Here is a 25,600-nt window from a genome sequence, read left to right on the forward strand (position 1 = left end):
CTTTTTCAGCAAGCAGGAAGCAGGCGCTTAGATAGGCCGGCTGCCGTACTTGTTATCAGGCTTCTTGGGAGGATCGGCGACCACATTGGCCTCCACTTCCTGCACCTTGCCGCCCCGTGCCAGAAACTCTTCCATGGCCTTGGCCAGGGCATCGCGTTCCTTGTTCTTGGCTTCAACGCTCGGCAGCTCATCGACCGATACCGCTGCCTTGGCTTTGCCTTTGGCAGTCGGAACGGGCACATCACCGCCGTCGTCTTCAGCGACGTCTTCAGCCGCCGCTTCCAGGCCTTCTTCGGTTTCGTCGTCGTCGCCTACTTCGAGGTCGTCGTTTTCCAGATCATCGTCGCTCATGTTCTACCTCATGACTTGCGAAAAGCAGATTAGTTATAGCCCAGCTTTGCCTTCTGTCGAAGGCTGCCGGAAAAAATTCAACCACCGCTGGTGACCAGCGGTTTATTCCCCTTCACCGTACACGGTGGCGAGGACTTTACGGGCACCGCCATGATCACGGTGCTCGCCCAGATAAACGCCTTGCCAGGTTCCCAACGCCAGTCGGCCTGCCGAGATCGGCAAACTGAGCTGACAGCCAAGCACGCTGGCCTTGAAGTGCGCCGGGAGGTCGTCCTGGCCTTCGTCGTTATGCTCATAGTCGTCTGTTCCTTGTGGGATCAGACGATTGAAAAATCGTTCGAAGTCGCGACGTACCGCCGGATCGGCGTTCTCGTTGATGGTCAACGACGCCGAGGTATGCTGTAGCCACAAATGCAACAGACCGACCCGACACGCCTTGAGTTCAGGCAAGCCGGCGAGTAACTCGTCCGTTACCAGATGAAAGCCCCGGGGCCGTGCCCGCAGGGTAATCAGAGTCTGTTGCCACATACAGTTCTCCGCACGTTCGGGGCGCATTCTAGCGCGCTCTGGGAAAAAACAAAGGCCCTAATATTCCTTCAATCGTGTAAGCCATTGGCCGCAGAAAAACACCCGTTGTAAACGCCCCTGAACGTGTATGAAAAAACCTTTCAGCCGCTCCCTCACTGACAAATCTCAGACAAAAAAATGCCCGGCAAGCCGGGCAATTTTTTACGGGCGTGCTTACAAGTTGTAGCCGCGTTCGTTGTGCAGCGCCAGATCGATGCCGACTGCTTCTTCTTCCTCGGTGATGCGCAGCCCCATGACAGCGTCCAGCACCTTGAGGATGATGAAGGTGACGATCGCGGTGTAGATCACCGTGAAGCCCACGCCTTTGCACTGAATCCAGACTTGAGCCGCGATGTCGGTGACGGTGCCGAAACCACCCAGGGACGGTGCCGCGAACACACCGGTCAGGATCGCGCCGAGGATACCGCCGATACCGTGCACGCCAAAGGCATCCAGGGAATCGTCATAACCGAGTTTGCGTTTCAGGGTAGTCGCGCAGAAGAAGCACACCACGCCTGCTGCCAGACCGATCACCAGAGCGCCCATCGGGCCCACGGTGCCAGCGGCCGGAGTGATTGCAACCAGACCGGCCACCACACCCGAGGCGATACCCAGTGCACTTGGCTTGCCGTGAGTGATCCACTCGGCAAACATCCAGCCCAGCGCCGCAGCGGCGGTGGCGATCTGAGTCACCAGCATCGCCATGCCTGCAGTGCCGTTGGCTGCGGCAGCGGAACCGGCGTTGAAACCGAACCAGCCGACCCACAACATCGCAGCACCCATCAAGGTGTAACCGAGGTTGTGCGGCGCCATTGGAGTGGTCGGGAAGCCTTTACGCTTGCCCAGTACCAGGCAGGCAATCAGACCTGCCACACCGGCGTTGATATGAACCACGGTGCCACCGGCGAAGTCCAGAACACCCCAGTCCCACAACAGGCCGCCGTTGCCGGACCAGACCATGTGCGCAATCGGTGCGTAAACCAGGGTGAACCACACGCCCATGAAGATCAGCATGGCGGAGAACTTCATCCGCTCGGCGAAGGCGCCGACGATCAGCGCCGGGGTAATGATGGCGAAGGTCATCTGGAAGGTGACGAACACTGCCTCAGGGAACAGCGCCGCAGGCCCGGTCAGACTCGCTGGCGTGATACCGGCGAGGAAGGCCTTGTTCAGGCTCCCGAAGAACGAGTTGAAATTGATGACGCCCTGTTCCATGCCGGTGGTGTCGAACGCAACGCTGTAGCCATAAATGACCCACAGAACGCTGATCAGACCGGTAATGGCGAAGCACTGCATCATCACGGAAAGAACGTTTTTTGACCGAACCATGCCGCCGTAGAACAGCGCGAGGCCGGGAATGGTCATGAACAGCACCAGGGCTGTCGAGGTCATCATCCAGGCGGTGTCGCCGGAGTTGAGGACTGGGGCCGCCACTTCGTCTGCCGCCATGGCCAGGCCGGGCATTACGAGGGACAACAGGGCTCCTAGCCCTGCGATTTTACGCAGAGTCATTTTGTTTTCTCCTGGGGCGTTGGGTTTGTGGCGGCTTAGATTGCGTCGGTATCGGTTTCGCCGGTACGGATGCGAATCGCCTGTTCCAGATTGACCACGAAGATCTTGCCGTCACCGATCTTGCCGGTGTTGGCGGCCTTGGTTATCGCCTCGATAACCCGGTCCAGATCCTTGTCGTCAATGGCGACATCGATCTTCACCTTAGGCAGAAAATCGACCACGTACTCCGCGCCGCGATACAGCTCGGTGTGACCCTTCTGCCGACCGAAGCCTTTGACCTCAGTAACGGTAATGCCCTGCACGCCGATCTCGGACAGCGACTCGCGCACGTCGTCCAGTTTGAACGGCTTGATGATGGCAGTGACTAGCTTCATGAAAACTCTCTCCCGAATTGGTGGACTTGCCCCAGGAAAACAAACCCGACTCAAGTCTAAGCGCAGTGCCTGGCTTTGTAACGCATCGTCGGCCTTACCTGCCCGTTCGACGCCAGCTAACCACTCCGCACGAAACTTCCCCCGTTCCGCTTGGCGCACTGCATTCGTCACAGCGACTGCATCAGTGCATGGGTCACCAGCGACTAAGCAGAAAGCTTGCCATCTATCCAAAACCCATTGATTTCAAGCCCTTGGCCGCTAACGCAGGCCTCTCCAGCCGATTGACGCAACGGTTACGCACAACAACAGTGCGTGGCTATCCACTCGCATGCGCGAAAAGCGTGCATCCCAGCCTTCGAGATTGACTATAGACACTGCGTGGTACACTGCCCGCCATTGTTGACAGGACATTTCCCATGCTCGCGCCCAAAGACTTCCTCGACGCCCTGAGCGGCACAGCCTCCCGCCTCTTCAGCGGCGACACCCCACTGCCGAAAAGCGAAATCGAAAGCCAGTTCAAGGCCCTGCTGCAGAGCGGCTTCAGCAAGCTGGACCTGGTGAGCCGGGAAGAGTTTGATAGCCAGATGGTTGTGCTGGCGCGGACCCGCGCCCGGTTGGAGAGCCTGGAGGCGAAAGTGGCGGAGCTGGAAGCGAAGCTCAATCCAGTTGCTGACGCCGAGTAACCTGGTCGTTCCCATGCTCTGCGTGAGAATGCCGCCAGGGACGCTCCAGATGTGACGCAGAGCGTCACGGGGTGGTTCCCACGCAGAGCGTGGGAACGATCATTCATTTGCACAGCCTATGGACTACATTTGCTGCGCGCCAGACGTAATCATTTTCCACAACCATACCCAATTCCACCTGTTGCGCTTCTGACGTCCTTCATTCATCTAAGTACGGTCCTACAGTAGCCAACTCCTGCGCCTGATTACGTGACCACGCCCGCGTCCGTTACCTTCTTCGCCTCGATCTCAACAGTACAAAAGCGATGAGAAGAAAAGGAAAAGGCACAGAACTCCGCAACCAGATATTCAAGTCTGATGCTCGAAATCTCACTTACGAAGCCATGTCCGATGATCCTGACATTCGTGCCGCAGGAATCAACGTCTCAGCACTCAGGCTCGATCCGATCACCGCGGCTGCAATCAACTCCTGTCATCTGTGGGAAGCAGTAATCCTGTACCCGTGGGAATGCATTCCGGACTGGAAGCGTAAGGATGCAAGGGGGCTGGATCTGGCTATCTGGTATGAAGAAGAGCTCTGTGGTTTGTGCTATGCGACTCTGCGTGAAAGCACTATCTGCATAAAAATTGTGCTTTTGCAGGGACATACAAGAAACACCCCCGCTTTGCGAGGCTGGATCGCTCCAATTGCATTGCTGGCTACGGAACTGTATGCGCGGATGCTGGGCTGCGATGAGATCGAGGTACAAGAACCTGACCCGGGTGCCATTTCCTATTATCAAAAACTTGGATTCATTTTTGACAAAACCAACCGCCTTGTCTTTTCGCTAGACGACCAATAAGATCAATCCACTCATCCGGGCACGCGAGGTGTCTATGAAACCCAAAAAGCAAAAAGCGAAGCCATCAATGATCGCTGAGTATCATGCCGAGGCGCTCCGCTTGGCGGGAAACGTTTCTGCCAGTCAGCGTCGCTTTTTTAAAGTCGCAGCAACGTATGGCAAAGAACTTGAACCTGATGGCTTGCTTGCAGGTGCACGAGTCTGATTAGGCTTCCCGAAGAAACCGCCCGAGTGGCGGTTTTTTTGTGCCTCGCGATTGGCCTGCTTCGTACTTGAAACATCCAGTGAAAGTTTGTCGCCTAAACCACCCCACCAGAACTTCCTCCGCCAACTACCCTTCAAAAAACCGCAGGAAGCGGTTCCCGTACAGCTCAAGGAACGACCATGTCCCTCTCCATCGTCCATAGCCGCGCCCAGATTGGTGTGGATGCGCCCGCCGTCACTGTAGAAGTGCATCTGGCCAACGGCTTGCCCTCGCTGACCATGGTCGGGCTGCCCGAGGCGGCGGTGAAGGAAAGCAAGGACCGGGTGCGTAGCGCGATCATCAATTCCGGCCTGCAATTTCCAGCGCGGCGCATCACCTTGAATCTCGCTCCCGCCGATTTGCCGAAGGATGGCGGGCGATTCGATCTGGCGATTGCCTTGGGGATTCTGTCGGCCAGCGTGCAGGTGCCGACGTTGACGCTGGATGACGTGGAGTGCCTGGGAGAGCTGGCGCTGTCGGGCGCGGTGCGGGCGGTTCGCGGGGTGTTGCCGGCGGCGCTGGCAGCGCGCAAGGCCGGGCGCACGCTGGTAGTCCCACGAGCGAATGCCGAGGAGGCGTGCCTGGCTTCGGGGTTGAAAGTGATTGCGGTGGACCATCTGCTTCAAGCGGTCGCGCATTTCAATGGCCACACGCCCATCGAACCCTACGCTTCCAACGGTTTGCTCTACGCCAGCAAACCCTATCCCGACTTGAACGAAGTGCAGGGACAACTTGCGGCCAAGCGAGCCTTGCTGATTGCAGCGGCGGGGGCTCATAACCTGCTGTTCAGCGGTCCGCCGGGGACAGGAAAAACGTTGTTGGCGAGTCGTCTGCCGGGGCTGTTACCGCCATTGGCCGAGAGCGAAGCACTGGAAGTCGCGGCGATTCAATCGGTCGCCAGTTGTGTGCCGCTGAGTCATTGGCCTCAGCGCCCCTTCCGACAGCCACACCACTCCGCTTCAGGCCCCGCACTGGTGGGTGGCGGTTCGAAACCGCAACCCGGCGAAATCACTCTCGCCCACCATGGTGTGCTGTTCCTTGATGAGCTTCCAGAGTTTGATCGCAAGGTATTGGAGGTATTGAGAGAGCCACTGGAATCCGGCCACATCGTGATTTCCCGCGCCAAGGACCGCGTTCGCTTTCCGGCGCGCTTTCAATTGGTCGCAGCGATGAACCCCTGCCCCTGTGGATATCTTGGCGAGCCAAGTGGTCGTTGTTCCTGCACGCCGGACATGGTGCAGCGCTATCGCAACAAACTGTCGGGGCCGCTGCTGGACCGCATCGATCTGCACCTGACGGTTGCTCGTGAGGCCACGGCGTTGAATCCTGCGTTGAAACCCGGCGACGATACAGCCACCGCCGCCGAGTTGGTTGCTGATGCAAGAGAGCGGCAACACAAACGCCAGGGTTGCGCCAATGCCTTCCTCGACCTGCCAGGCCTACGCCGGCACTGTAAGTTATCCACAGCCGATGAAAACTGGCTGGAATCCGCCTGCGAGCGTTTAACGCTGTCGTTGCGAGCGGCCCATCGACTGCTCAAGGTCGCGCGCACGCTGGCGGACCTTGAACAAGCCGACGGGATCAGACGCGAACACTTGGCCGAGGCGCTGCAATATCGGCCAACAGCGCTCTAGTCCGTGTCACCCCTTGGTCAGATCAGCCAACGGCGTCTGCCGCACCTCTGTCTCGCGCCCGCCCTGAATCTCGCTCACCTGCTTCAATGCCTTATCCACAGCCGCCTTATCCGCCAACAAGCTGTAGCTGATACGGAACTGCTTCTGTTCCTTCGGCGCAATTGTCGGCACCAGGTTCAGTGGCCGTTGATACCGGCGGTTATAGGAAAAACTCGTCCCAGGCTCCAGCCCCGTGACATAGCCCTGGCCTTGGGTATCGGTGTTTTTCCACAGGGAGAACACCGGCAGTGTCTGAGTGTTGAAGCCGACCGAGACACCCAGGCTGCCGGCCTTGTTATGCAGCACGGTCAACGTATCGCCCTTGGCATCGGCATACGGCACCACGTTGTAAACCGTTTCGTCGTAGTCCTTGGTCGGTGCGCGGTAGGTTTGCCAGTCCGGCAGATCGCCCTTGGCTTTGTCGTTGAACGGTGAGACCTGCTTCACCGGCGCGGCGAAGCGGGCGCCCTGCTCCAGGAACGGGGTGCTGAAGTTGCTGTGATACAGCGCCTGGTATTCCTTCGGATAATCACCGTTGTTGGTCAGGGTGTCGTTGAGGGCGAACACTACGCTGCCGGGCTCGGTAACCAGTTCGGTTGCGACGGAGAAGTCGACTTTCTTGAATGCCTGCTCTTTCAGTTCACCGCGCAGGCTGATGGCGTATGGCGGTTTTTCATCAATGTGCAGGGTGACTTTGTTGGCCGGAATGTTGGCGGCGCGACCGTGCAGGGTCAGCAGCTCGCCATTGTCCATGCCGGGATGGCCGACCCATTCGTAGCCGCAGCGGGTGACCAGCTCATTGAAACCTTCCAGCCAGCCCAGGCCACCGCGGCCGTTGAGTTCGATGAAGGACGGGTTGACCACTTCCTTGACCGGCGAATCCCAGCCCATGCGCACATCGCCGACCGAAGCTTGCAGCACGTTCATGCCGCGAGTCGGCACCACCGAGAGTTTCATCGTGCCGTTATCGATGTCGACGATGCTGACACCCTCCTGCCGACCGCCGTGCAAGGTGCGCAGGGTTACGGAGAAGGGTTTGGCGGTTTTTACGCCGAGTTGCTGGCTGGTGATCTGCCAGTTCTGGGCGGCTTTGTCGGTATCGAGCAGGACGTAATCCCAGGCCATGGCGTGGGAAGCAGCGGACAGTGCGCTGAGGGCAACGAAGAGTTTGAGCGGGGTCATGGCAGCAGCCTTTCTTGGAGTTGTGCCATTTTTATAAACTTGAAGAAACGTTTCAGCAAGCATAAAAATCGAGATCACGATGGCAAATGCCAAATGATCGTCGATACGGGGCTTGTGGGTAACGCGGAGAATTGAGTTGATGCCATCGCGAGCCTGCTCGCGATGGCTGTTTCGGAGGTGCCTCAGCGGAACCGGTCAACCTCATGCCGCAAGTCCGCCGCAAGCTTCTCCAGCTCTTTGGCAGTCACCGCCAGGTTCGACACCACTTCCCGCTGCTCACTGTTCGCCAGGGCGATGCTTTGCAGGTTGCTGCTGAGCAAGGTCGCGGTGCTGCTTTGTTCCTGGGTCGCGGTGGTGATGGCGGCGAATTGCTGACCGGCCGAGCGACTTTGCTCATCGATCCGCGCCAGGGCTGAGGCGACGTTGGCGTTGCGCGACAAGCCTTCCTGCATCAGCACGTTACCCTGCTCCATGGTGCTGATCGCGTTGCCGGTTTCCTGCTGGATACTTTGGATCATCCCGGAAATTTCGTCAGTGGCCTGGCGAGTACGCGAGGCCAGGTTGCGCACCTCATCAGCCACCACCGCAAACCCACGACCTTGCTCACCGGCACGGGCGGCTTCGATGGCAGCGTTGAGCGCCAGCAAATTGGTTTGCTCGGCGATCGCGGTGATCACCCCGACAATGCCGCCAATTTCCTGGGAGCGCTGACCCAAGGTGTTGATCACCGTCGCGGTGCTGTTCAGCGCACCGGCGATTTGTTCCAGAGACGAGGACGCTTCGTCCATCGACGTACGACCGATCTGGGTTTGCTGTGCGTTTTCCTGCGCCAGACGCTGGGTGTTGCCCATGTTGTCGGCAATGTTCAACGAGGTGGCGCTGAACTCTTCCACGGCGCCGGCCATGCTGGTGATTTCGCCGGACTGCTGCTCCATCCCTTCATAGGCACCGCCAGACAGACCGGACAACGCTTGGGCGCGGCTGTTGACCTCTTCCGAGGCTCTACGAATGTGCTCGACCATGGTCGACAAGGCCTGGCTCATCTGGTTGAAAGCGCGGGCCAACTGACCGATTTCGTCGTTGCTCGACACATTCAGGCGCACGCTCAAATCACCGGCACCCAAGGCTTCGGCCTGACGCACCAGATCCCCCAGCGGCGCCAGTTTGCTGCGCAACAACCAGACCGCCGAACCCACCGCCAGCAACATCGCCAACAGGCTGCCGATGGCCAGGCGAATGCCGACGCTCCAGGTCACCGCGCGGATTTCCGCTTTCGGCATGCTCGCCACCACCGACCACGGCCCGCCTTCGAACGGTACGGCAATGCTGTAGAAGTCTTGCGACTTGTCGCTCCAGAAATCGCCCTTGCCCGGCGTCTTGGCCAGACCGACGATGGCCGGGACGGCCACGTCCAACGCTTGCACACCGGCGATCGGCACCAGCCATTTGCTCTGCTCATCGAGCAGCGCCAGGGAGCCGGTCTGGCCGATGCGGAAGCGCTTGAGGTTTTCGAACTGGGCGTTCTGGGCGTCGGTGTAATCGAATCCCACGAACAGCACGGCAATCACCTTACCGCCGCTGTCGCGTACGGGGGTGTACTGAGTCATGTAGGACCGTTCGAAGAGCAAGGCGCGGCCGACGTAGCTCTGCCCGGCCATCAAGCGCGCATAAGCCGGGTGAGCGTGATCCAGCAATGTGCCGATGGCCCGGGTGCCGTCCTGTTTGCTCAGGGACGTGCTGACCCGAATGAAGTCTTCACCACTGCGCACGAACAGCGTCGCAACGCCGGCAGTCATTTGCTTGAACTCGTCCACTTCCTTGAAGTTGTTGTTCAACACTTCGCCACCCAGGTGCAGGCCCGGGGTCTGCACACCCGCCACGGTCACCGGCTCATCCGGGTGCACGCTCAAACCGGCGCTGAAGCGCTTCTCGAACAGGCCGCTGAGGCGCTGGGTACTCTCACGCAACGTGCCGTGGAACGTGCTCAGCTGATCGGCCAGCAGCCGCGCCTCGCTGGCCAGGTGCTCTTCACGGGTGGCGAGGTTGGCGGCGTCCAGCGAGCGCAGGGCAAACACGGTGCTGCCGCTGATGACAATCGCCAGTATCACGGCAAGCGCAAGACCCAGCTGTGAGGCAATCCGAGCACGAGGTTGAGACATGACAGCTCCTGACCCAGTGGGCCGGATCATCCTGATCCCGTCGCACTCGGCAAAATTTCTGATAGTGGGGAAAACATGGAGCCTGGCACTAAGGTTCCATCAGCAGATTTTCGGCGGCAAAACCGAATACTTGAGTGATTAGCCGGGATATGGCTCAAGGCCGCCATTGCAGCGGCTCCATCAATTCAGCCCAGGCGTTCGACATCCGGTAATTCCATGGCCCGGACTTCGCCTTGCAGGAAATCGCTGAGTCGGCGCAAACGTTCACCGCCGGGGCGGGTTTTCGGCCAGACCAGGTAATAGTGCTCACCACTGGCGACGGCCGTCGGCCACGGCAAACTCAGACGTCCCTGCGCGACATCCTCCGCCACCATCAGCAAATCACCCATGGACACGCCGTAGCCACGGGCGGCAGCGATCATGCCCAGTTCCAGGGTGTCGAACACCTGCCCGCCCTTGAGCGAGACCTGATCGCTCAGGCCCATGCGCTCCAGCCAGTTGCGCCAGTCACGGCGGTCCGGCGTCGGGTGCAGCAGTTCGGTGCTGGCCAGGCGCGCAACGTCCCACGGTTGGTCCTTCAGCAGATTCGGCGCGCCCACCGGAATCAGCTCTTCGGGAAACAGCAAAGTCGTCTCCCAGTCCGGTGGAAAATGCCCGTTGCTGAGGATGACGGCGCAGTCGAAGGGTTCGTGGTTGAAGTCCACCGTATCAACGTCCATCCAGGCGCTGGTCAATTGCACCTCGTTCCCCGGTCGCAGGTGGCGAAACCGACTGAGCCGCGCCAACAGCCAGCGCATGGTCAGGGTCGACGGGGCTTTCATGCGCAGGATGTCGTCCTCGGCACGCAGGGTATTGCAGGCTCGTTCCAGGGCGGTGAAGCCTTCGCGAATGCCGGGCAGTATCAGCCGCGCCGATTCGGTCAGTTGCAGGTTGCGCCCGCTGCGATGAAACAGGCGACAGGCGAAATGCTCTTCGAGCGTACGAATGTGCCGGCTGACCGCACTTTGGGTGATCGACAGTTCTTCGGCGGCGCGGGTGAACGAGCTATGTCGCGCCGCCGCTTCGAATGCTCGAAGGGCATACAAGGGAGGAAGACGACGAGACATTGGGAAAGCTCCTATAGCGCGGTTGCCTCAACTTATCAGAAAGTCCCTGGCATGAGTTTTAATCATGCCACCCATCCTTTTTATCCCTTTGTGGAAACCCCGCAGAGCGCCGAGAATCGACGCTTCCTGTTCTCTCTGACAATCGAGCGTGATGATCATGCAGCATCCAGCGCGTATTGAACTCTGGGCCATCCTGCGGCTGGCGGGGCCGTTGATTGCCTCTCAGTTGGCGCACATGTTGATGGTCCTCACCGACACCTTGATGATGGCGCGCCTGAGTCCCGAGGCGCTGGCCGGCGGCGGTCTGGGCGCGGCGACGTATTCGTTCGTGTCGATCTTCTGCATCGGCGTGATCGCGGCGGTCGGCACCCTGGTGGCGATCCGTCAGGGCGCGGGCGACATCATCGGCGCAGCGCGGCTGACCCAGGCCGGTTTGTGGCTGGCCTGGTTGATGGCGCTGGTGGCGGGTCTGCTGCTGTGGAACCTCAAACCGGTGTTGCTGCTGTTCGGCCAGACCGCAACCAACGTCCAGGCCGCCGGCCAGTTTCTGTTGATCCTGCCGTTCGCCCTGCCCGGCTACCTGAGTTTCATGGCACTGCGCGGCTTCACCAGCGCCATCGGCCGGGCGACGCCGGTGATGGTCATCAGCCTCGGTGGCACCGTGGCCAACTTCCTGCTCAACTATGCGTTGATCACCGGCATGTTCGGCCTGCCGAAAATGGGCCTGATGGGCATCGGTCTGGTCACAGCGATCGTGGCCAACCTGATGGCGCTGGCGCTCGCGCTGCACATTCGTCGGCACCCGGCCTATGACGCTTATCCGTTGCGCCAGGGGCTGTCGCGGCCCAATCGTCAGTACTTGAAGGAGTTGTGGCGCCTGGGCCTGCCGATTGGCGGCACCTATGCGGTGGAAGTCGGCCTGTTTGCCTTCGCCGCGCTGTGCATGGGCACCATGGGCAGCACGCAACTGGCGGCGCACCAGATCGCCCTGCAAATCGTCTCGGTGGCGTTCATGGTGCCGGCGGGGCTTTCCTACGCGATCACCATGCGCATCGGCCAGCATTACGGCGCCGGGCAATTGCTGGATGCGCGGCTGGCCGGACGGGTCGGGATCGCCTTCGGGGCGGTGTCGATGCTGGGGTTTGCGATGGTCTTCTGGCTGCTGCCGAATCAGTTGATCGGCTTGTTCCTCGACCACAACGACCCAGCCTTTCGCCCGGTCATCGAACTGGCCGTGAGCTTGTTGGCGGTGGCGGCGTGGTTCGAGCTGTTCGACGGCACGCAAACCATTGCCATGGGCTGCATTCGCGGACTCAAGGATGCCAAGACCACGTTCCTGGTGGGTTTGGGCTGCTATTGGCTGATTGGTGCGCCGGCCGCGTGGTGGATGGCCTTCCATCTGAACTGGGGGCCGACGGGCGTCTGGTGGGGGTTGGCGCTGGGGCTGGCGTGTGCGGCCGTGAGCCTGACGCTGGCGTTTGAGTGGAAGATGACGCGGATGATTCGGCGCGAGCCATCGTCGCAGCCGAGCTTCCAAACCACCCAGCCTGATTAAACCCTGCAGGAGCGAGGCTGTGTGGCGAGGGAGCTTGCTCCCTCGCCACACAAGCATCCACCGTTGTTTGTGGTTAGCTTACGACTTCCAGTAAGGGCTGCTGACTACTGCCGAAGGTCAAATACTCAACCAATTCCGCCAACGGCAATGGCTTGCTGATCAGATACCCCTGCACCTGATCGCAACCAAACCCGCGCAACAAATCCAGCTGCTCCGGTGTTTCCACCCCTTCGGCAACCACTTCGAGGTTGAGGTTGTGCGCCAGGTTGATCATGGCGTGCACCAGTTTGCGATTCTCTTCCCGCTCTTCCATGCCGCCGACAAAGCTCTTGTCGACCTTCAACAAGGCGATCGGCAGGCTGTTCAGGTGCACGAACGATGAAAACCCGGTGCCGAAATCGTCCAGCGAGAAGCGCACACCGAGCCGCCCGAGGGCGTCCATGGTCTGCTTGACCAGGTCACTGCGACGCATCACCGCGGTTTCGGTCAGTTCGAATTCCAGCCATTGCGCCTCGACGCCACGCTCGGCAATCAGCCGGCTCAGGGTCGACAGTAACTGGCTGTCCTGAAACTGCCGGAACGACAGGTTGATCGCCATGTGCAGCGCCGGCAGACCCCGCTCACGCAACGCCTGCATGTCCCGCAGGGCACGGGAAATCACCCAGTAACCCAGCGGCACGATCAAGCCGCTTTGCTCGGCCAGTGGCACGAATTCGCTGGGGGGCAGCAAACCGCGTTCGCCGTGACGCCAGCGCACCAAAGCTTCGAGGCCGACGATCTGACCGTCCTCAAGGTTCAGGCGCGGCTGGTAATGCAACTCCAGCTCATCGCGGCGCAAGGCCCGGCGCAGCTCGCTTTCAAGGTCGGCGATGCTGCGGGCATTGCGATTGATCCGCTCGTTGAAGATGTGAAAGGTGCAGCCTTGTGTACTCTTGGCCTGCTGCATGGCGATGTGCGCGTGCCACATCAGCGGGTCGGCGCCGGCCTGCGCCCGGGCGTGAGCAATGCCGAGACTGGAACCGATCAACAGGCTTTCGCCGTCGATCCAGTAGGGTTCGGACAGGGCTTCGGTAATGCGTTCGGCCATCCATTCAGCGCGCTGCGGGGCGCGGCGGGTGTCGATCAGCAGGGCGAACTCATCGCTGCCCAGCCGCGCCAGTTGATCGCCGGCCTCCAGCTGGCTTTTCAGCCGCGAGACCACTTGCAGAATCAACCGGTCGCCTGCCTGATGGCCGAGGGCGTCGTTGGCGTGTCGAAAGTTGTCGAGGTCGAGGTGACCGAGGGCCAGGCCGCGGCCGTCGTTGTCCGCCAGACGTGCCGCCAGCAAGGTCTGGAAACCCTGACGGTTGGCGATGCCGGTCAGCGGATCCTGCTCGGCCAGGCGCTGCAAGGTGTTTTCCAACACCCCGCGCTCACGCACATGACGCAGACAGCGGCGCAACATGCCGGGATCCACCAGATTGCGCACCAGCCAGTCGCTCACACCGTCGGGCGGCGCCAGAGGCTCGTGTTCGAGCAGCAACACCGTCGGCAGGCTGCAACGGCCGGGTGCCGGCTGCAGAGCAGGAATCGTCAACAACACCGCGCTGCGGTTGTCATCGAACAGGTTGCTGACCGACTCCCAGCTCGGCGCGCTGAGCAGCACTGCCGAACTCCCCATTGGAGCCAGACACTCGCGCAACAACGCTGCCCACGCCGGCTCTTCGGCCAGTAGCAGCAAACGCAAGGGTTCGACAGGCGTAGACAAGCTAGCTCCCTAGACTCTGCAAAGATGTAGGCGGCGCGCATTATGCCGCTCGGGTAACCAATGACCCAATATCATCGGTTATCAAACACGACTCCGAGTCTTGAATACGTACCTTAGACGCGAATTCATTGCGCATCCTGCGTGAAAGTATCAAAACCGGCAAATAGAGATCGCGTGTTGCGTCACAAGTCGGAGAGAGCAGCACAATTCGCTGAGCCTGTTAAAATGCCGGCCCATTTCGCTAACGACTCCCTGATTTCGTATGTCCCGACTCAATCCCCGGCAGCAAGAAGCCGTGAGCTATGTCGGCGGCCCTCTTTTGGTGCTCGCCGGCGCAGGCTCCGGCAAGACCAGCGTGATCACCCGCAAAATTGCGCATCTGATCCAGAGCTGCGGCATCCGTGCCCAGTACATCGTCGCCATGACCTTTACCAACAAGGCCGCGCGGGAGATGAAGGAACGGGTCGGCACGCTGCTCAAGGGCGGTGAAGGCCGCGGCCTGACGGTGTGCACCTTTCACAACCTGGGCCTGAACATCATCCGCAAGGAACATGTGCGGCTGGGCTATAAACCGGGCTTCTCGATCTTCGACGAGACCGACGTCAAAGCCCTGATGACCGACATCATGCAGAAGGAATACTCGGGCGACGACGGCGTCGACGAGATCAAGAACATGATCGGCGCCTGGAAAAACGACCTGATCCTGCCGCCCGAAGCCCTGGAAAACGCACGCAACCCCAAGGAACAGACCGCCGCCATCGTCTACACCCACTACCAGCGCACGCTCAAGGCGTTCAACGCGGTGGACTTCGACGACCTGATTCTGCTGCCGGTAAAACTGTTCCAGGAACACGACGACATCCTGGAAAAATGGCAGAACAAGGTCCGCTACCTGCTGGTGGACGAATACCAGGACACCAACGCCAGCCAGTATTTGCTGGTGAAACTGCTGATCGGCAAACGCAACCAGTTCACTGTGGTAGGCGACGACGACCAATCGATCTACGCCTGGCGCGGCGCCCGCCCGGAAAACCTGATGCTGCTCAAGGACGATTACCCGTCCCTGAAAGTGGTGATGCTGGAGCAGAACTACCGCTCCACCAGCCGCATCCTGCGCTGCGCCAACGTGCTGATTTCGAACAACCCGCACGAATTCGAAAAGCAGCTGTGGAGTGAAATGGGTCACGGCGACGAGATCCGCGTGATCCGCTGCCGCAACGAAGACGCCGAAGCCGAGCGCGTGGCCGTGGAAATCCTCAGCCTGCACTTGCGCACCGACCGGCCCTACAGCGATTTCGCGATTCTGTATCGCGGCAACTACCAGGCCAAGCTGATCGAGCTGAAGCTGCAGCATCACCAGGTGCCTTACCGACTGTCCGGCGGCAACAGCTTTTTCGGACGCCAGGAAGTGAAGGACCTGATGGCCTACTTCCGCCTGATCGTGAACCCGGACGACGACAACGCCTTCCTGCGGGTGATCAACGTCCCACGCCGGGAGATCGGTTCGACCACACTGGAGAAGCTGGGCAACTACGCCACCGAGCGAAAAATCTCGATGTACGCCGCCACCGACGAAATCGGCCTGGGCGAACACCTGGACAGCCGCTTCACCGATCGCCTGTCGCGCTTCAAGCGCTTCATGGACAAGGTCCGCGAGCAGTGCGCCGGCGAAGACCCGATCTCCGCCCTGCGCAGCATGGTCATGGACATCGACTACGAGAATTGGCTGCGCACCAACAGCTCCAGTGACAAGGCCGCCGATTACCGCATGGGTAACGTCTGGTTCCTGATCGAGGCACTGAAGAACACGCTGGAGAAAGACGAAGACGGCGAGATGACCGTCGAAGACGCCATCGGCAAACTCGTGCTGCGCGACATGCTGGAGCGTCAGCAGGAAGAGGAAGATGGCGCCGAAGGTGTGCAGATGATGACCTTGCACGCCTCCAAGGGCCTGGAATTCCCTTACGTGTTCATCATGGGCATGGAAGAGGAAATCCTCCCGCACCGTTCCAGCATCGAAGCCGACACTATCGAAGAGGAACGCCGCCTGGCCTACGTCGGGATTACCCGAGCGCGTCAGACGCTGGCTTTCACTTTCGCCGCCAAGCGTAAGCAATATGGCGAGATCATCGACTGCGCGCCCAGCCGCTTCCTCGATGAACTGCCGCCGGACGACCTGGCCTGGGAAGGCAACGACGACACCCCGACCGAAGTCAAAGCCGTTCGCGGCAACAGCGCGCTGGCAGATATACGCGCGATGTTAAAGCGCTAGAATTAGCCACTTTTATTTAGACCTTCGGCACAAAAGACGCCAACAGAGGACAGCTTCATGGAAGCACTGCACAAGAAAATTCGCGAAGAAGGCATCGTGCTTTCCGACCAGGTCCTGAAAGTCGACGCTTTTCTGAACCACCAGATCGACCCGACACTGATGAAGCTGATCGGCGACGAATTCGCCACGCTGTTCAAGGATTCGGGCATCACCAAGATCGTCACCATCGAAGCCTCGGGTATCGCCCCGGCGATCATGACCGGCCTGAACCTCGGCGTACCGGTGATTTTCGCGCGCAAGCATCAGTCCCTGACCCTGACTGAAAACCTGCTGTCGGCGACGGTCTACTCGTTCACCAAGCAGACCGAAAGCACTGTGGCGATCTCCCCTCGCCACCTGACCAGCAGCGACCGCGTGCTGATCATCGACGACTTCCTGGCCAACGGTAAGGCGTCGCAAGCGCTGATCTCGATCATCAAACAGGCCGGCGCGACCGTGGCCGGTCTGGGCATCGTGATCGAGAAGTCGTTCCAGGGTGGCCGTGCGGAGCTGGATGCCCAGGGTTATCGCGTGGAATCGTTGGCTCGGGTGCAGTCGCTGAAGGATGGCGTTGTAACCTTCATCGAATAAAGCCACTACACCGAAAAACCAATGTGGGAGCGAGCAGGCTCGCCCCCCACATTTGATTTCGACTGCCAGTTATTGCGCGGTGGCTTTGAGGCCAGTGAGCAACAACCGCTGAAACAAATCCTCTTTCAACCCCTCCGGTTTCGTCAGCTGCATCCGCTCCAGATGCACGGGAAACTCCGAAGGTTCTGGCGCATCCAGCGCCGCCTTGCCCAATTCCAGAATCTCCGCGAGCTTGAACTTGCTCTTCAACCAGTTCAGCGCCCGCAATAAATCCCGCTCCTGCGCCGTGAAATCACACCCCAACGGATATTCCGGAAACAGATTCGAATGCCGCGCCTGAATCGCCTGCAAACGCTGTGGGCTGTTGTCGGCGAAACGCGGATCGAGGCGGAAATGCTTCGGCAATTTGCCAACGTTCTGCGCCTGTTCGATCAGCCCCGGCTGGAAGCGTGAGTCGCTGATGTTCAGCAACGCCTCGATCACCGCGGCGTCGGTCTTGCCCCGCAAATCGGCGATGCCGTACTCGGTGATGACAATGTCCCGCAGATGCCGTGGGATCGTGCAATGGCCGTATTCCCAGACGATGTTCGAACTGACCTCACCGCCCGACTCACGCCAACTGCGCAGGAGCAGGATTGAGCGCGCGCCTTCCAGTGCATGACCCTGGGCCACGAAGTTGTATTGCCCGCCAACGCCGCTCAGCACCCGCCCGTCTTCAAGTTGATCGGCCACGCCGGCGCCGAGCAGGGTCATGGTGAACACAGTGTTGATGAAGCGCGCATCAAGGCGCTGCAAGCGTTTGAGCTCTTCCTGGCCGTAGAGCTCGTTGATGTAACTGATACGGGTCATGTTGAATTCGAGCCGCTTGCTCTGCGGCAACTCGCGCAAGCGCTCGTAGAAACTGCGCGGTCCGAGGAAAAAACCGCCATGTACCGAGATGCCATCGGTTTGCGCCGCCTCATTCAGCGTCCCGGCGTTGGCCTGCTGCTGGGTCGGCACGTCCGGGTAGACCTTGCGCCGCACGATCCCGGCATCCGCCAGTACCAGCAAGCCGTTGACGAACATTTCGCTGCAACCGTAAAGGCCCTTGGCGAACGGTTCGACGCCCCCTTCGCGCTCGATCAGCTGCGCCCACTGGCTGAGATTCAAATCTGCCAGCAACGCCTTGTAACCGTCACTGTCAGCCTGCCGCGCCAGCAACGCCGCTGTGAGGGCATCGCCCATGGCGCCGATGCCGATCTGCAAGGTACCGCCATCGCGCACCAGCGTGCTGGCGTGCAGCCCGATGAAGTGATCCTGACAACCCACCGGCATGTTTGGTGTGGAGAACAACGTGGTGTTGTCCTTGGCGTCGATCAGCAGGTCGAAGGTGTCGATGCCGACTTCCGCGTCACCGGGCATGTACGGCAAATCGTTGTGCACCTGGCCCACCATCAGGATTGTCTCCCCCGCCGCACGGCGCTTGGCGATCATCGGCAACAGGTCGAGGGTGATGTCCGGATTGCAGCTCAGGCTCAGGCGATCGGGATGTTCGCTGTGGCTGGCGACCAGTTGCGCCACCAGATTCAAACCGGCGGCATTGATGTCCCGCGCGGCGTGGCTGTAATTGCTGCTGACGTAATCCTGCTGGGCCGGGGCGCTGTTCAGCAGGCTGCCCGGTTGCATGAAGAACTGATGAATGTGGACGTTGTTCGGCAGACTTTCGCGATGCAGGTCGGCGAGGAAATCCAGTTCCGGGTAATCGCCGAACACCCGCTCGACGAAGGGTTCGAGGAAGCGCTTTTGCAAACCATCGCCCAAGGGCGGGCGTCCAAGGCACAGGGCGGTGTAGACCGTCAGCTGCCGCTCGGGCAGTTGCGCGATGCGTTGATACAGCGCGTTGACGAAGTGGTTGGGTTTGCCCAGCCCCAGCGGCAGGCCCATGTGGATATGCGCCGGCAATCGTGCCAGGACGTCATCGACCGCCTGCTCGATAGAACACAACTGCACCATCTGATCCTCCCGCACACCCCATGAATTGGGTTGAACCGAGCTTGCCGGGTCTTTGCTGCAAAGAATAGCCTCAGGCAAATCGCAGGTACAAAAAAGCCGCTCGCAAGCGGCTTTTCGTTGAAAACAGGCTTATTTCAGGCCAGACATCTTCTGGATGGCGCCTTCAAGGTCTTTCAGTTCGCAGTCACTGCAGGTGCCTTTTGGTGGCATCGCATTGAGCCCGCTCAACGCTACCTTCGCCAAGCCAGCAGCGGTGCCGCCTTCTTTATCGGCACGTTTTTTCCAGTCTGCGGCATCACCGATCTTCGGTGCGCCCAACAGGCCGGTGCCATGGCAAGCATTGCAGTGTTTGGCAATAATTTCGTCAGGAGTTTTCGACGCACCGCCGCCAACCGAAGCAGCGACTTCCATCCCCTTGCATTCTTTACCTTGCACACAAACCTGGCCGACAGGTTCAAGACGTTTAGCGATATCGTCGTTGGTCGCAGCTTGTGCGCTGACTGCCCAAAGGGCCAATACGGTTGCTGGTGCGGCCAGCATTTTCATAATTAGGTTCACGCGTACACCCTCAATGGTGGCTAGTCACGCCTGCGGCCACGGTTCGCAGGCGGGCGCAAGTATAGCGGTAAGCCCGCCACACTGAAACAACCCCAAAGTCGAAGGGGTCTTATCACAAGGCGGGAATACAGCATGGGCGTCTGTGCAATCCGGGCACGACGCCGTGCCTCTTAGAAATTCGCTGGAGTGGCTGCGCTGATTAGTCGCGCCGGGGCATCGAACGGATTCCGGAAACGGTGCGGCTTGGTACTTTCAAAGTAGTAGCTGTCGCCGGCCTCGAGCACAAATGTTTCGAGCCCTACCACCAGTTCCAGCCGACCTTCCACCAGAATCCCGGTTTCCTCGCCCTCGTGGGTGAGCATCTCCTCACCGGTGTCGGCGCCTGGCGGGTAGATTTCGTTGAGGAACGCGATAGCCCGGCTCGGGTGAGCCCGACCGACGAGCTTCATGGTCACTGCGCCATCGGAAATATCGATCAGCTCGTGGGCCTTGTAGACGATCTGAGTCGGCTTTTCCTGCAGGATTTCTTCGGAAAAGAACTCGACCATGGACATGGGAATCCCGCCCAGTACCTTCCTCAGCGAACTGATCGAGGGGCTGACGCTGTTCTTCTCGATCATCGATATGGTGCTGTTGGTAACACCCGCGCGTTTGGCGAGCTCACGCTGGGAAAGACCTTTGAGCTTACGGATCGATTGCAGTCGTTCACCGACGTCCAATGCTGGAGCCTCCAGGGATTCAGGTTGCAAGAATATTGAGCGTTATCATGGCGACAGCGTTCAGTATTTACAACACTTGCGCCTGAATCCAGCCTGGCGAAGCGACTTTCGGTCGGGAGCGCTGTTTGTCAGGCCCCGGAATAGAGCAGCGGAACCCGACGCAGGTTGCAGAAGATCTGATAAGGAATCGTGTCGGCGGCCGTCGCGACGTCACTGGCGAGGATATTTTTGCCCCACAACTCGACGGGCGAACCGAGGCCGGCTTGCGGTACGTCGGTCAGGTCGACGCAGAGCATATCCATCGATACCCGGCCCAGTAACTGGCTACGCTGCCCGGCCACCAGCACCGGTGTGCCGCTCGGGGCCTGGCGCGGATAGCCGTCGGCATACCCCATCGCCACCACACCCACACGCATCGGCTTGGGGGTGACGAATTTCGCGCCGTAACCAATCGGCTCGCCGGCCGACAGTTCACGCACGCAAATCACTTTCGATTCCAGGGTCATCACCGGTTGCAGGCGAGACGCCACGGCATTGGCCTCTTCGAACGGCGTCGCGCCGTAGAGCATGATGCCCGGGCGCACCCAGTCGCTCGGAATCTGCGGCCAACCAAGCACCGCCGGCGAGTTACGCAGGCTGATTTCGGCCGCCAAACCCTTACGCGCCGCCTCGAATACCGCGACCTGATCGACGCTGGCGTGGCAGTGCAGTTCATCGGCGCGGGCGAAGTGACTCATCAACACGATCTTCGCCACTTTGCCGCTGGCCAGCAGCCGTTGATAGGCTGCCTGGTAATCCGCTGGATGCAGACCAACCCGATGCATGCCGGAGTCGAGCTTGAGCCACACCGTAATCGGTTTGCTCAGCGTGGCTTTTTCGATGGCTTCGAGTTGCCACAACGAATGCACCACACACCAGAAGTCATGCTCGACGATCAGCGCCAACTCATCGGCTTCGAAAAAACCTTCCAGCAGCAACACCGGCGCACGAATGCCGGCGGCGCGCAGCTCCAGGGCTTCCTCAATGCACGCCACGGCAAACCCGTCCGCCTCGGCTTCCAGCGCCTGGGCGCAACACACGGCGCCATGGCCATAGGCATCGGCCTTGATCACCGCGAGGGCACGGGCACCCGTGACTTCACGGGCAATCCGGTAGTTGTGACGCAGGGCTTGGAGGTCGATCAGGGCTCGGGCAGGACGCATGGCGGCGGACTTCTAGTCGGTCATTGGGATAAAAACCGGCGCTGGCTGACAGCGTGAACCACCAACAGCGCCGGGAGAGGGATCTTTGTGACTTGATTTATGGCAGAGCGTTTATGGCAGCGCGGCAACGACCGACAGCTCGACCAGGATTTGCGGTTCGCACAGCTTCGATTCGACCGTGGCACGGGCCGGCGCGACGCCTTTTGGCAGCCACTGGTCCCACACCGAATTCATGCCTGCGAAGTGCGCGTCGATGTCTTTCAGGTAAATGGTCACCGACAGCAGACGGTTCTTGTCAGTCCCGGCCAGATCCAGCAAACGCTCGATATTGGCGAGGGCTTCACGGGTCTGCTGTTCAATCCCGGCGCTCATGTCGTCGCCGACCTGTCCTGCCAGATACACAGTACCGTTATGGACAACGATCTGGCTCATGCGCTCATTGGTGAGCTGGCGCTGGATTGACATGTTTTGCAGGCTCCTTCAGTTTATTGCCATAACGGGAAATATCGAGGCCTTCGGCGCTGATCTGCGGCGTTCTCTTGGCCATCAGGTCAGCCAGCAAACGACCGGACCCACAAGCCATGGTCCAGCCGAGCGTACCGTGGCCCGTATTCAAGAACAGGTTTTTGAACGGTGTGGCACCGACAATCGGCGTGCCGTCCGGAGTGGTCGGACGCAGGCCAGTCCAGAAACTCGCTTCGGGCAGATTGCCGCCCTGAGGATAAAGGTCGTTGACGATCATCTCCAGGGTTTCGCGCCGGCGCGGGTTCAACGACAGGTCAAAACCGGCGATTTCAGCCATGCCGCCGACGCGGATGCGGTTGTCGAAGCGGGTGATCGCGACCTTGTAGGTCTCGTCGAGAATGGTCGACGTCGGGGCCATCGCCGGGTTAGTGATCGGCACGGTCAGCGAGTAACCCTTGAGTGGGTACACCGGGGCCTTGATGCCCAGCGGCTTGAGCAACTGCGGCGAGTAACTGCCGAGGGCCAGCACGTAACGGTCGGCGGTTTCCAGCTTGCCGTCGATCCACACACCGTTGATGCGATCACCGGCGAAGTCGAGGCGCTGGATATCCTGGCCGAAGTGGAACTCCACACCCAGTTTCACGGCCATTTCGGCCAGGCGGGTGGTGAATATCTGGCAGTCGCCAGTCTGGTCGTTCGGCAGGCGCAAGGCACCGGCGAGGATGTCGGTGACGCTGGCCAGGGCCGGTTCGACCCGGGCAATGCCGGCGCGATCAAGCAGTTCAAACGGCACGCCGGACTCTTTCAGCACGGCGATGTCCTTGGCGGCCCCATCAAGTTGCGCCTGGGTGCGGAACAGCTGGGTAGTACCGAGGCTGCGGCCTTCGTAGGCAATACCGGTTTCGGCGCGCAATTCGTCGAGGCAGTCGCGGCTGTACTCGGACAGGCGCACCATGCGCTCTTTGTTCACCGCGTAGCGGCTGGCGGTGCAGTTGCGCAGCATCTGCGCCATCCACAGGTATTGGTCGATATTGGCAGTGGCCTTGATCGCCAATGGCGCGTGGCGCTGCAACAGCCACTTGATGGCTTTGAGCGGCACGCCCGGCGCGGCCCACGGCGAGGCATAACCCGGCGAAACCTGCCCGGCGTTGGCGAAACTGGTTTCCATGGCCGGCGCTGGCTGACGGTCCACGACCGTCACTTCAAAGCCGGCTCGTGCCAGATAATAGGCACTGGCGGTACCGATGACGCCGCTACCCAAGACCAGAACGCGCATTTTCATATCCCTCATCGCGGCTTACCGCTGACGTTTATTGTGCAGACCGAAGATGTGGGCAGTTTAAAAAAGATTAGCCAGTGCTTTTCACTATATAAGTGCTTATATTTGGCGACAATTCTCGGTAAAAACCCTTTTCACGGAGGCGCATCCCCTATGCGGACCAACACTCAGACCAAACGTGAGCTGGACAAGATCGACCGCAACATCCTGCGGATTCTGCAAGCGGACGGGCGTATCTCCTTCACCGAACTGGGGGAAAAGGTCGGCCTCTCCACCACCCCCTGCACTGAACGGGTACGGCGCCTGGAGCGCGAAGGGATCATCATGGGCTACAACGCCCGGCTGAATCCGCAGCACCTGAAGGGTAGTCTGTTGGTGTTCGTCGAGATCAGTCTCGACTACAAATCCGGCGATACTTTCGAAGAGTTCCGACGCGCGGTGCTGAAACTGCCCCACGTACTTGAATGCCATTTGGTGTCAGGGGACTTCGATTACCTGGTGAAAGCGCGGATTTCCGAAATGGCCTCGTACCGCAAATTGCTGGGCGACATCCTGCTCAAGTTGCCGCATGTGCGCGAATCCAAGAGCTATATCGTGATGGAAGAAGTGAAAGAGAGTTTGAGTCTGCCAATTCCGGATTGAGCCCTACACCAACACCTGCCGGGTACTGGCCATGTATTCGTGGATCTGCTTCTCGACCCGCGGGTGAATCAGCTCCACCGGCCGCCGCCCATTGGGGCATGGCAATGTCTTGGTGGTACCGAACAGACGGCAGATCAATGGGCGCTCGTCATACACCGTGCAGCCGTCGGGCCCCAGATGGACGCAATTGAGTTCGTCCATCGCCGCGTCCTGCTCAGCCCGGGTCTTGCGCGGCAGGCGGGACATTTCTTCGGGCGAGGTGGTGACCGGCCCACAGCAGTCATGGCAGCCGGGCACGCACTCGAAGGTGGGAATCTGCTGGCGCAGCGTGCGAATTTTCTGACTGTTGCAGCTCATCTAAACGGTGACCGAATGCGGAATAGATGGGGATTCTGACGCAAAAGCCCCGACCCAGACAGCACCAACCGACCAATGTTGCCCGTATCCGAAGGGGCGGCTTATGCTCCGTCAACTTTTTCAAACACACGCATCAGGATGACGTCCATGAACGCCGCCGTTCAGCAACCTGCCCCTAACCACCGGCACGTCGCCTCTTATTACGCCGCCAGCAGCCTGCCGCAACCCGACCTTCCAACACTCACAGGTGAGCTGGTCGCGGACGTGTGCGTGGTGGGCGGCGGGTTCTCGGGGCTGAACACCGCGCTGGAACTGGCTGAACGAGGCTTGCGCGTGGTGCTGCTGGAGGCGCACAAGATCGGTTGGGGCGCCAGCGGACGCAATGGCGGGCAATTGATTCGCGGCGTCGGCCATGGCCTCGATCAGTTCGCCAACGTGATCGGTGCAGACGGCGTGCGTCAGATGAAACTGATGGGTCTGGAAGCGGTGGAAATCGTCCGACAGCGAATCGAGCGCTTTCAGATCCCTTGCGACCTGACCTGGGGCTACTGCGACCTCGCCAACAAGGCCCATGACCTGGAAGGCTTCGCTGAAGACGCCAGCGAGCTGCGCAGCCTCGGTTACCGTTACGAAACCCGTCTGCTGCAAGCTAACGAAATGCACAGCGTGGTGGGTTCCGATCGCTATGTCGGTGGTTTGATCGACATGGGCTCCGGGCATCTGCACCCACTGAACCTGGCGCTGGGCGAAGCGGCCGCCGCCCGGCAATTGGGCGCCAAACTGTTCGAGCAATCGGCTGTAACCCGCATCGATTATGGCCGCGAGGTCAAGGTCCTCACCGCCCGGGGCTCGGTCCGCGCCAAGACCCTGGTGCTGGGCTGCAACGCCTACCTCAACGATCTCAACCCGCAACTTGGCGGCAAGGTGCTGCCCGCCGGCAGTTACATCATCGCCACCGAACCCTTGAGTGAAGAGCAGGCTCACGCGCTGCTGCCGCAGAACATGGCGGTCTGCGATCAACGGGTAGCGCTGGATTATTACCGACTCTCGGCGGACCGCCGCCTGCTGTTCGGCGGCGCCTGCCATTATTCAGGACGCGATCCGAAAGACATCGCCGCCTACATGCGTCCGAAGATGCTGGCGGTGTTCCCGCAACTGGCCGGGGTGAAGATCGACTATCAGTGGGGCGGGATGATCGGCATCGGGGCTAATCGCCTGCCGCAGATCGGCCGGCTCAAGGAGCAACCGAATGTGTATTACGCCCAGGCCTATTCCGGTCATGGCGTAAACGCCACGCACCTGGCAGGCAAGTTGTTGGCTGAGGCCATCAGCGGCCAGCACAGTGGTGGTTTCGATCTGTTTGCCAAGGTGCCGCACATTACCTTTCCCGGGGGCAAACATTTGCGTTCGCCATTATTGGCCCTGGGGATGTTGTGGCATCGACTTAAAGAGTTGGTTTGAGGAAGATGATCGTTCCCTCGCTCCTGCG

24 protein-coding genes are annotated in these 25,600 nt (G+C 60.1%); 9 read left to right on the forward strand and 15 right to left on the reverse strand.

The features are described from left to right. Nucleotides 1-27 precede the first annotated feature (27 nt). The 4 genes from sutA to glnK form a co-directional block, all read right to left on the reverse strand. Nucleotides 28-351: a transcriptional regulator SutA gene (sutA, locus tag PSH69_RS28870; protein ID WP_018927530.1), complete on the reverse strand. Its 324-nt coding sequence runs from the start codon at nucleotides 349-351 to the stop codon at nucleotides 28-30. Between the two features lie 102 nt (nucleotides 352-453). After that, nucleotides 454-879, reverse strand: coding sequence for a secondary thiamine-phosphate synthase enzyme YjbQ (locus PSH69_RS28875; RefSeq protein WP_305410496.1), 426 nt, complete (start codon nucleotides 877-879; stop codon nucleotides 454-456). 213 nt (nucleotides 880-1,092) lie between these two features. After that, nucleotides 1,093-2,430 (reverse strand): ammonium transporter, encoded by a 1,338-nt coding sequence (locus PSH69_RS28880; RefSeq protein ID WP_305410497.1) that lies wholly within the window; start codon nucleotides 2,428-2,430, stop codon nucleotides 1,093-1,095. A gap of 35 nt (nucleotides 2,431-2,465) precedes the next feature. Beyond that, complete coding sequence (glnK, locus tag PSH69_RS28885) at nucleotides 2,466-2,804, reverse strand: P-II family nitrogen regulator (protein WP_002555808.1); 339 nt, start codon at nucleotides 2,802-2,804, stop codon at nucleotides 2,466-2,468. 416 nt (nucleotides 2,805-3,220) lie between these two features. On the opposite strand from glnK, the gene PSH69_RS28890 reads away from it, so the two are divergent. From PSH69_RS28890 to PSH69_RS28905, 4 genes are all read left to right on the forward strand, one after another. Then, nucleotides 3,221-3,487 (forward strand): accessory factor UbiK family protein, encoded by a 267-nt coding sequence (locus tag PSH69_RS28890; RefSeq protein ID WP_019580496.1) that lies wholly within the window; start codon nucleotides 3,221-3,223, stop codon nucleotides 3,485-3,487. A gap of 383 nt (nucleotides 3,488-3,870) precedes the next feature. Further along, nucleotides 3,871-4,329 (forward strand): N-acetyltransferase, encoded by a 459-nt coding sequence (locus PSH69_RS28895; protein ID WP_370695223.1) that lies wholly within the window; start codon nucleotides 3,871-3,873, stop codon nucleotides 4,327-4,329. Between the two features lie 34 nt (nucleotides 4,330-4,363). Next, the gene (locus tag PSH69_RS28900; protein ID WP_305410499.1) at nucleotides 4,364-4,534 is read left to right on the forward strand and encodes a hypothetical protein; all 171 of its coding nucleotides are present in this window, start codon (nucleotides 4,364-4,366) and stop codon (nucleotides 4,532-4,534) included. Nucleotides 4,535-4,713: 179 nt separating this feature from the next. Then, nucleotides 4,714-6,207, forward strand: a complete 1,494-nt coding sequence (locus PSH69_RS28905) for a YifB family Mg chelatase-like AAA ATPase (protein WP_305410500.1) — start codon at nucleotides 4,714-4,716, stop codon at nucleotides 6,205-6,207. A 6-nt stretch (nucleotides 6,208-6,213) separates the two neighbouring features. Here PSH69_RS28905 and PSH69_RS28910 read toward each other — a convergent pair whose 3' ends face one another. From PSH69_RS28910 to PSH69_RS28920, 3 genes are all read right to left on the reverse strand, one after another. Beyond that, entirely contained in the window at nucleotides 6,214-7,428 is a 1,215-nt protein-coding gene (locus tag PSH69_RS28910) for an aldose 1-epimerase family protein (protein WP_305410501.1), read from the reverse strand. 182 nt (nucleotides 7,429-7,610) lie between these two features. Next, nucleotides 7,611-9,587, reverse strand: coding sequence for a methyl-accepting chemotaxis protein (locus PSH69_RS28915; RefSeq protein WP_305410502.1), 1,977 nt, complete (start codon nucleotides 9,585-9,587; stop codon nucleotides 7,611-7,613). A 185-nt stretch (nucleotides 9,588-9,772) separates the two neighbouring features. Beyond that, nucleotides 9,773-10,693, reverse strand: coding sequence for a LysR substrate-binding domain-containing protein (locus tag PSH69_RS28920; protein ID WP_305410503.1), 921 nt, complete (start codon nucleotides 10,691-10,693; stop codon nucleotides 9,773-9,775). A gap of 157 nt (nucleotides 10,694-10,850) precedes the next feature. On the opposite strand from PSH69_RS28920, the gene PSH69_RS28925 reads away from it, so the two are divergent. Then, entirely contained in the window at nucleotides 10,851-12,248 is a 1,398-nt protein-coding gene (locus tag PSH69_RS28925) for a NorM family multidrug efflux MATE transporter (RefSeq protein WP_305410504.1), read from the forward strand. A 73-nt stretch (nucleotides 12,249-12,321) separates the two neighbouring features. On the opposite strand, the gene PSH69_RS28930 is transcribed toward PSH69_RS28925, so the two are convergent. Beyond that, the gene (locus tag PSH69_RS28930; RefSeq protein ID WP_305410505.1) at nucleotides 12,322-13,995 is read right to left on the reverse strand and encodes a bifunctional diguanylate cyclase/phosphodiesterase; all 1,674 of its coding nucleotides are present in this window, start codon (nucleotides 13,993-13,995) and stop codon (nucleotides 12,322-12,324) included. Between the two features lie 262 nt (nucleotides 13,996-14,257). On the opposite strand from PSH69_RS28930, the gene rep reads away from it, so the two are divergent. Together rep and PSH69_RS28940 are read left to right on the forward strand one after the other, a co-directional pair. Continuing rightward, the gene (rep, locus tag PSH69_RS28935) at nucleotides 14,258-16,267 is read left to right on the forward strand and encodes a DNA helicase Rep (RefSeq protein WP_018927510.1); all 2,010 of its coding nucleotides are present in this window, start codon (nucleotides 14,258-14,260) and stop codon (nucleotides 16,265-16,267) included. Between the two features lie 57 nt (nucleotides 16,268-16,324). Then, nucleotides 16,325-16,897 (forward strand): xanthine phosphoribosyltransferase, encoded by a 573-nt coding sequence (locus tag PSH69_RS28940; protein ID WP_063342146.1) that lies wholly within the window; start codon nucleotides 16,325-16,327, stop codon nucleotides 16,895-16,897. A 69-nt stretch (nucleotides 16,898-16,966) separates the two neighbouring features. Here PSH69_RS28940 and PSH69_RS28945 read toward each other — a convergent pair whose 3' ends face one another. The 6 genes from PSH69_RS28945 to dadA all read right to left on the reverse strand — a co-directional run bounded on the left by PSH69_RS28945 (nucleotide 16,967) and on the right by dadA (nucleotide 23,109). Continuing rightward, nucleotides 16,967-18,889, reverse strand: a complete 1,923-nt coding sequence (locus PSH69_RS28945; RefSeq protein WP_305410506.1) for an acetyl-CoA hydrolase/transferase C-terminal domain-containing protein — start codon at nucleotides 18,887-18,889, stop codon at nucleotides 16,967-16,969. 129 nt (nucleotides 18,890-19,018) lie between these two features. Beyond that, nucleotides 19,019-19,447: a cytochrome c5 family protein gene (locus tag PSH69_RS28950; protein WP_081625748.1), complete on the reverse strand. Its 429-nt coding sequence runs from the start codon at nucleotides 19,445-19,447 to the stop codon at nucleotides 19,019-19,021. A 170-nt stretch (nucleotides 19,448-19,617) separates the two neighbouring features. Further along, nucleotides 19,618-20,166 (reverse strand): cupin domain-containing protein, encoded by a 549-nt coding sequence (locus tag PSH69_RS28955; protein ID WP_018927504.1) that lies wholly within the window; start codon nucleotides 20,164-20,166, stop codon nucleotides 19,618-19,620. Between the two features lie 128 nt (nucleotides 20,167-20,294). After that, a complete protein-coding gene (alr, locus tag PSH69_RS28960) occupies nucleotides 20,295-21,368 on the reverse strand; it encodes an alanine racemase (protein ID WP_305410508.1) in 1,074 nt (357 codons plus the stop codon). 111 nt (nucleotides 21,369-21,479) lie between these two features. Next, nucleotides 21,480-21,833 carry a RidA family protein gene (locus PSH69_RS28965; protein ID WP_018927502.1) on the reverse strand — a complete coding sequence of 118 codons (354 nt, stop codon included), beginning with the start codon at nucleotides 21,831-21,833 and terminating at the stop codon, nucleotides 21,480-21,482. Further along, nucleotides 21,805-23,109, reverse strand: a complete 1,305-nt coding sequence (dadA, locus tag PSH69_RS28970) for a D-amino acid dehydrogenase (RefSeq protein ID WP_305410509.1) — start codon at nucleotides 23,107-23,109, stop codon at nucleotides 21,805-21,807. Before dadA ends, PSH69_RS28965 begins: the two co-directional genes overlap by 29 nt. A 156-nt stretch (nucleotides 23,110-23,265) precedes the next feature. Between dadA and PSH69_RS28975 the strand changes: the two genes are divergently transcribed. Next, nucleotides 23,266-23,754 (forward strand): Lrp/AsnC ligand binding domain-containing protein, encoded by a 489-nt coding sequence (locus PSH69_RS28975; protein WP_003177284.1) that lies wholly within the window; start codon nucleotides 23,266-23,268, stop codon nucleotides 23,752-23,754. Between the two features lie 3 nt (nucleotides 23,755-23,757). Here the strand turns inward: PSH69_RS28975 and PSH69_RS28980 are convergent, their stop codons facing one another. Further along, entirely contained in the window at nucleotides 23,758-24,111 is a 354-nt protein-coding gene (locus PSH69_RS28980; RefSeq protein WP_305410510.1) for a YkgJ family cysteine cluster protein, read from the reverse strand. A gap of 147 nt (nucleotides 24,112-24,258) precedes the next feature. Between PSH69_RS28980 and PSH69_RS28985 the strand changes: the two genes are divergently transcribed. Then, nucleotides 24,259-25,572: an FAD-binding oxidoreductase gene (locus PSH69_RS28985; protein ID WP_305410511.1), complete on the forward strand. Its 1,314-nt coding sequence runs from the start codon at nucleotides 24,259-24,261 to the stop codon at nucleotides 25,570-25,572. Nucleotides 25,573-25,600 lie beyond the last annotated feature (28 nt).

This window comes from Pseudomonas sp. FP1740, assembly GCF_030687165.1.
GTDB lineage: Bacteria > Pseudomonadota > Gammaproteobacteria > Pseudomonadales > Pseudomonadaceae > Aquipseudomonas.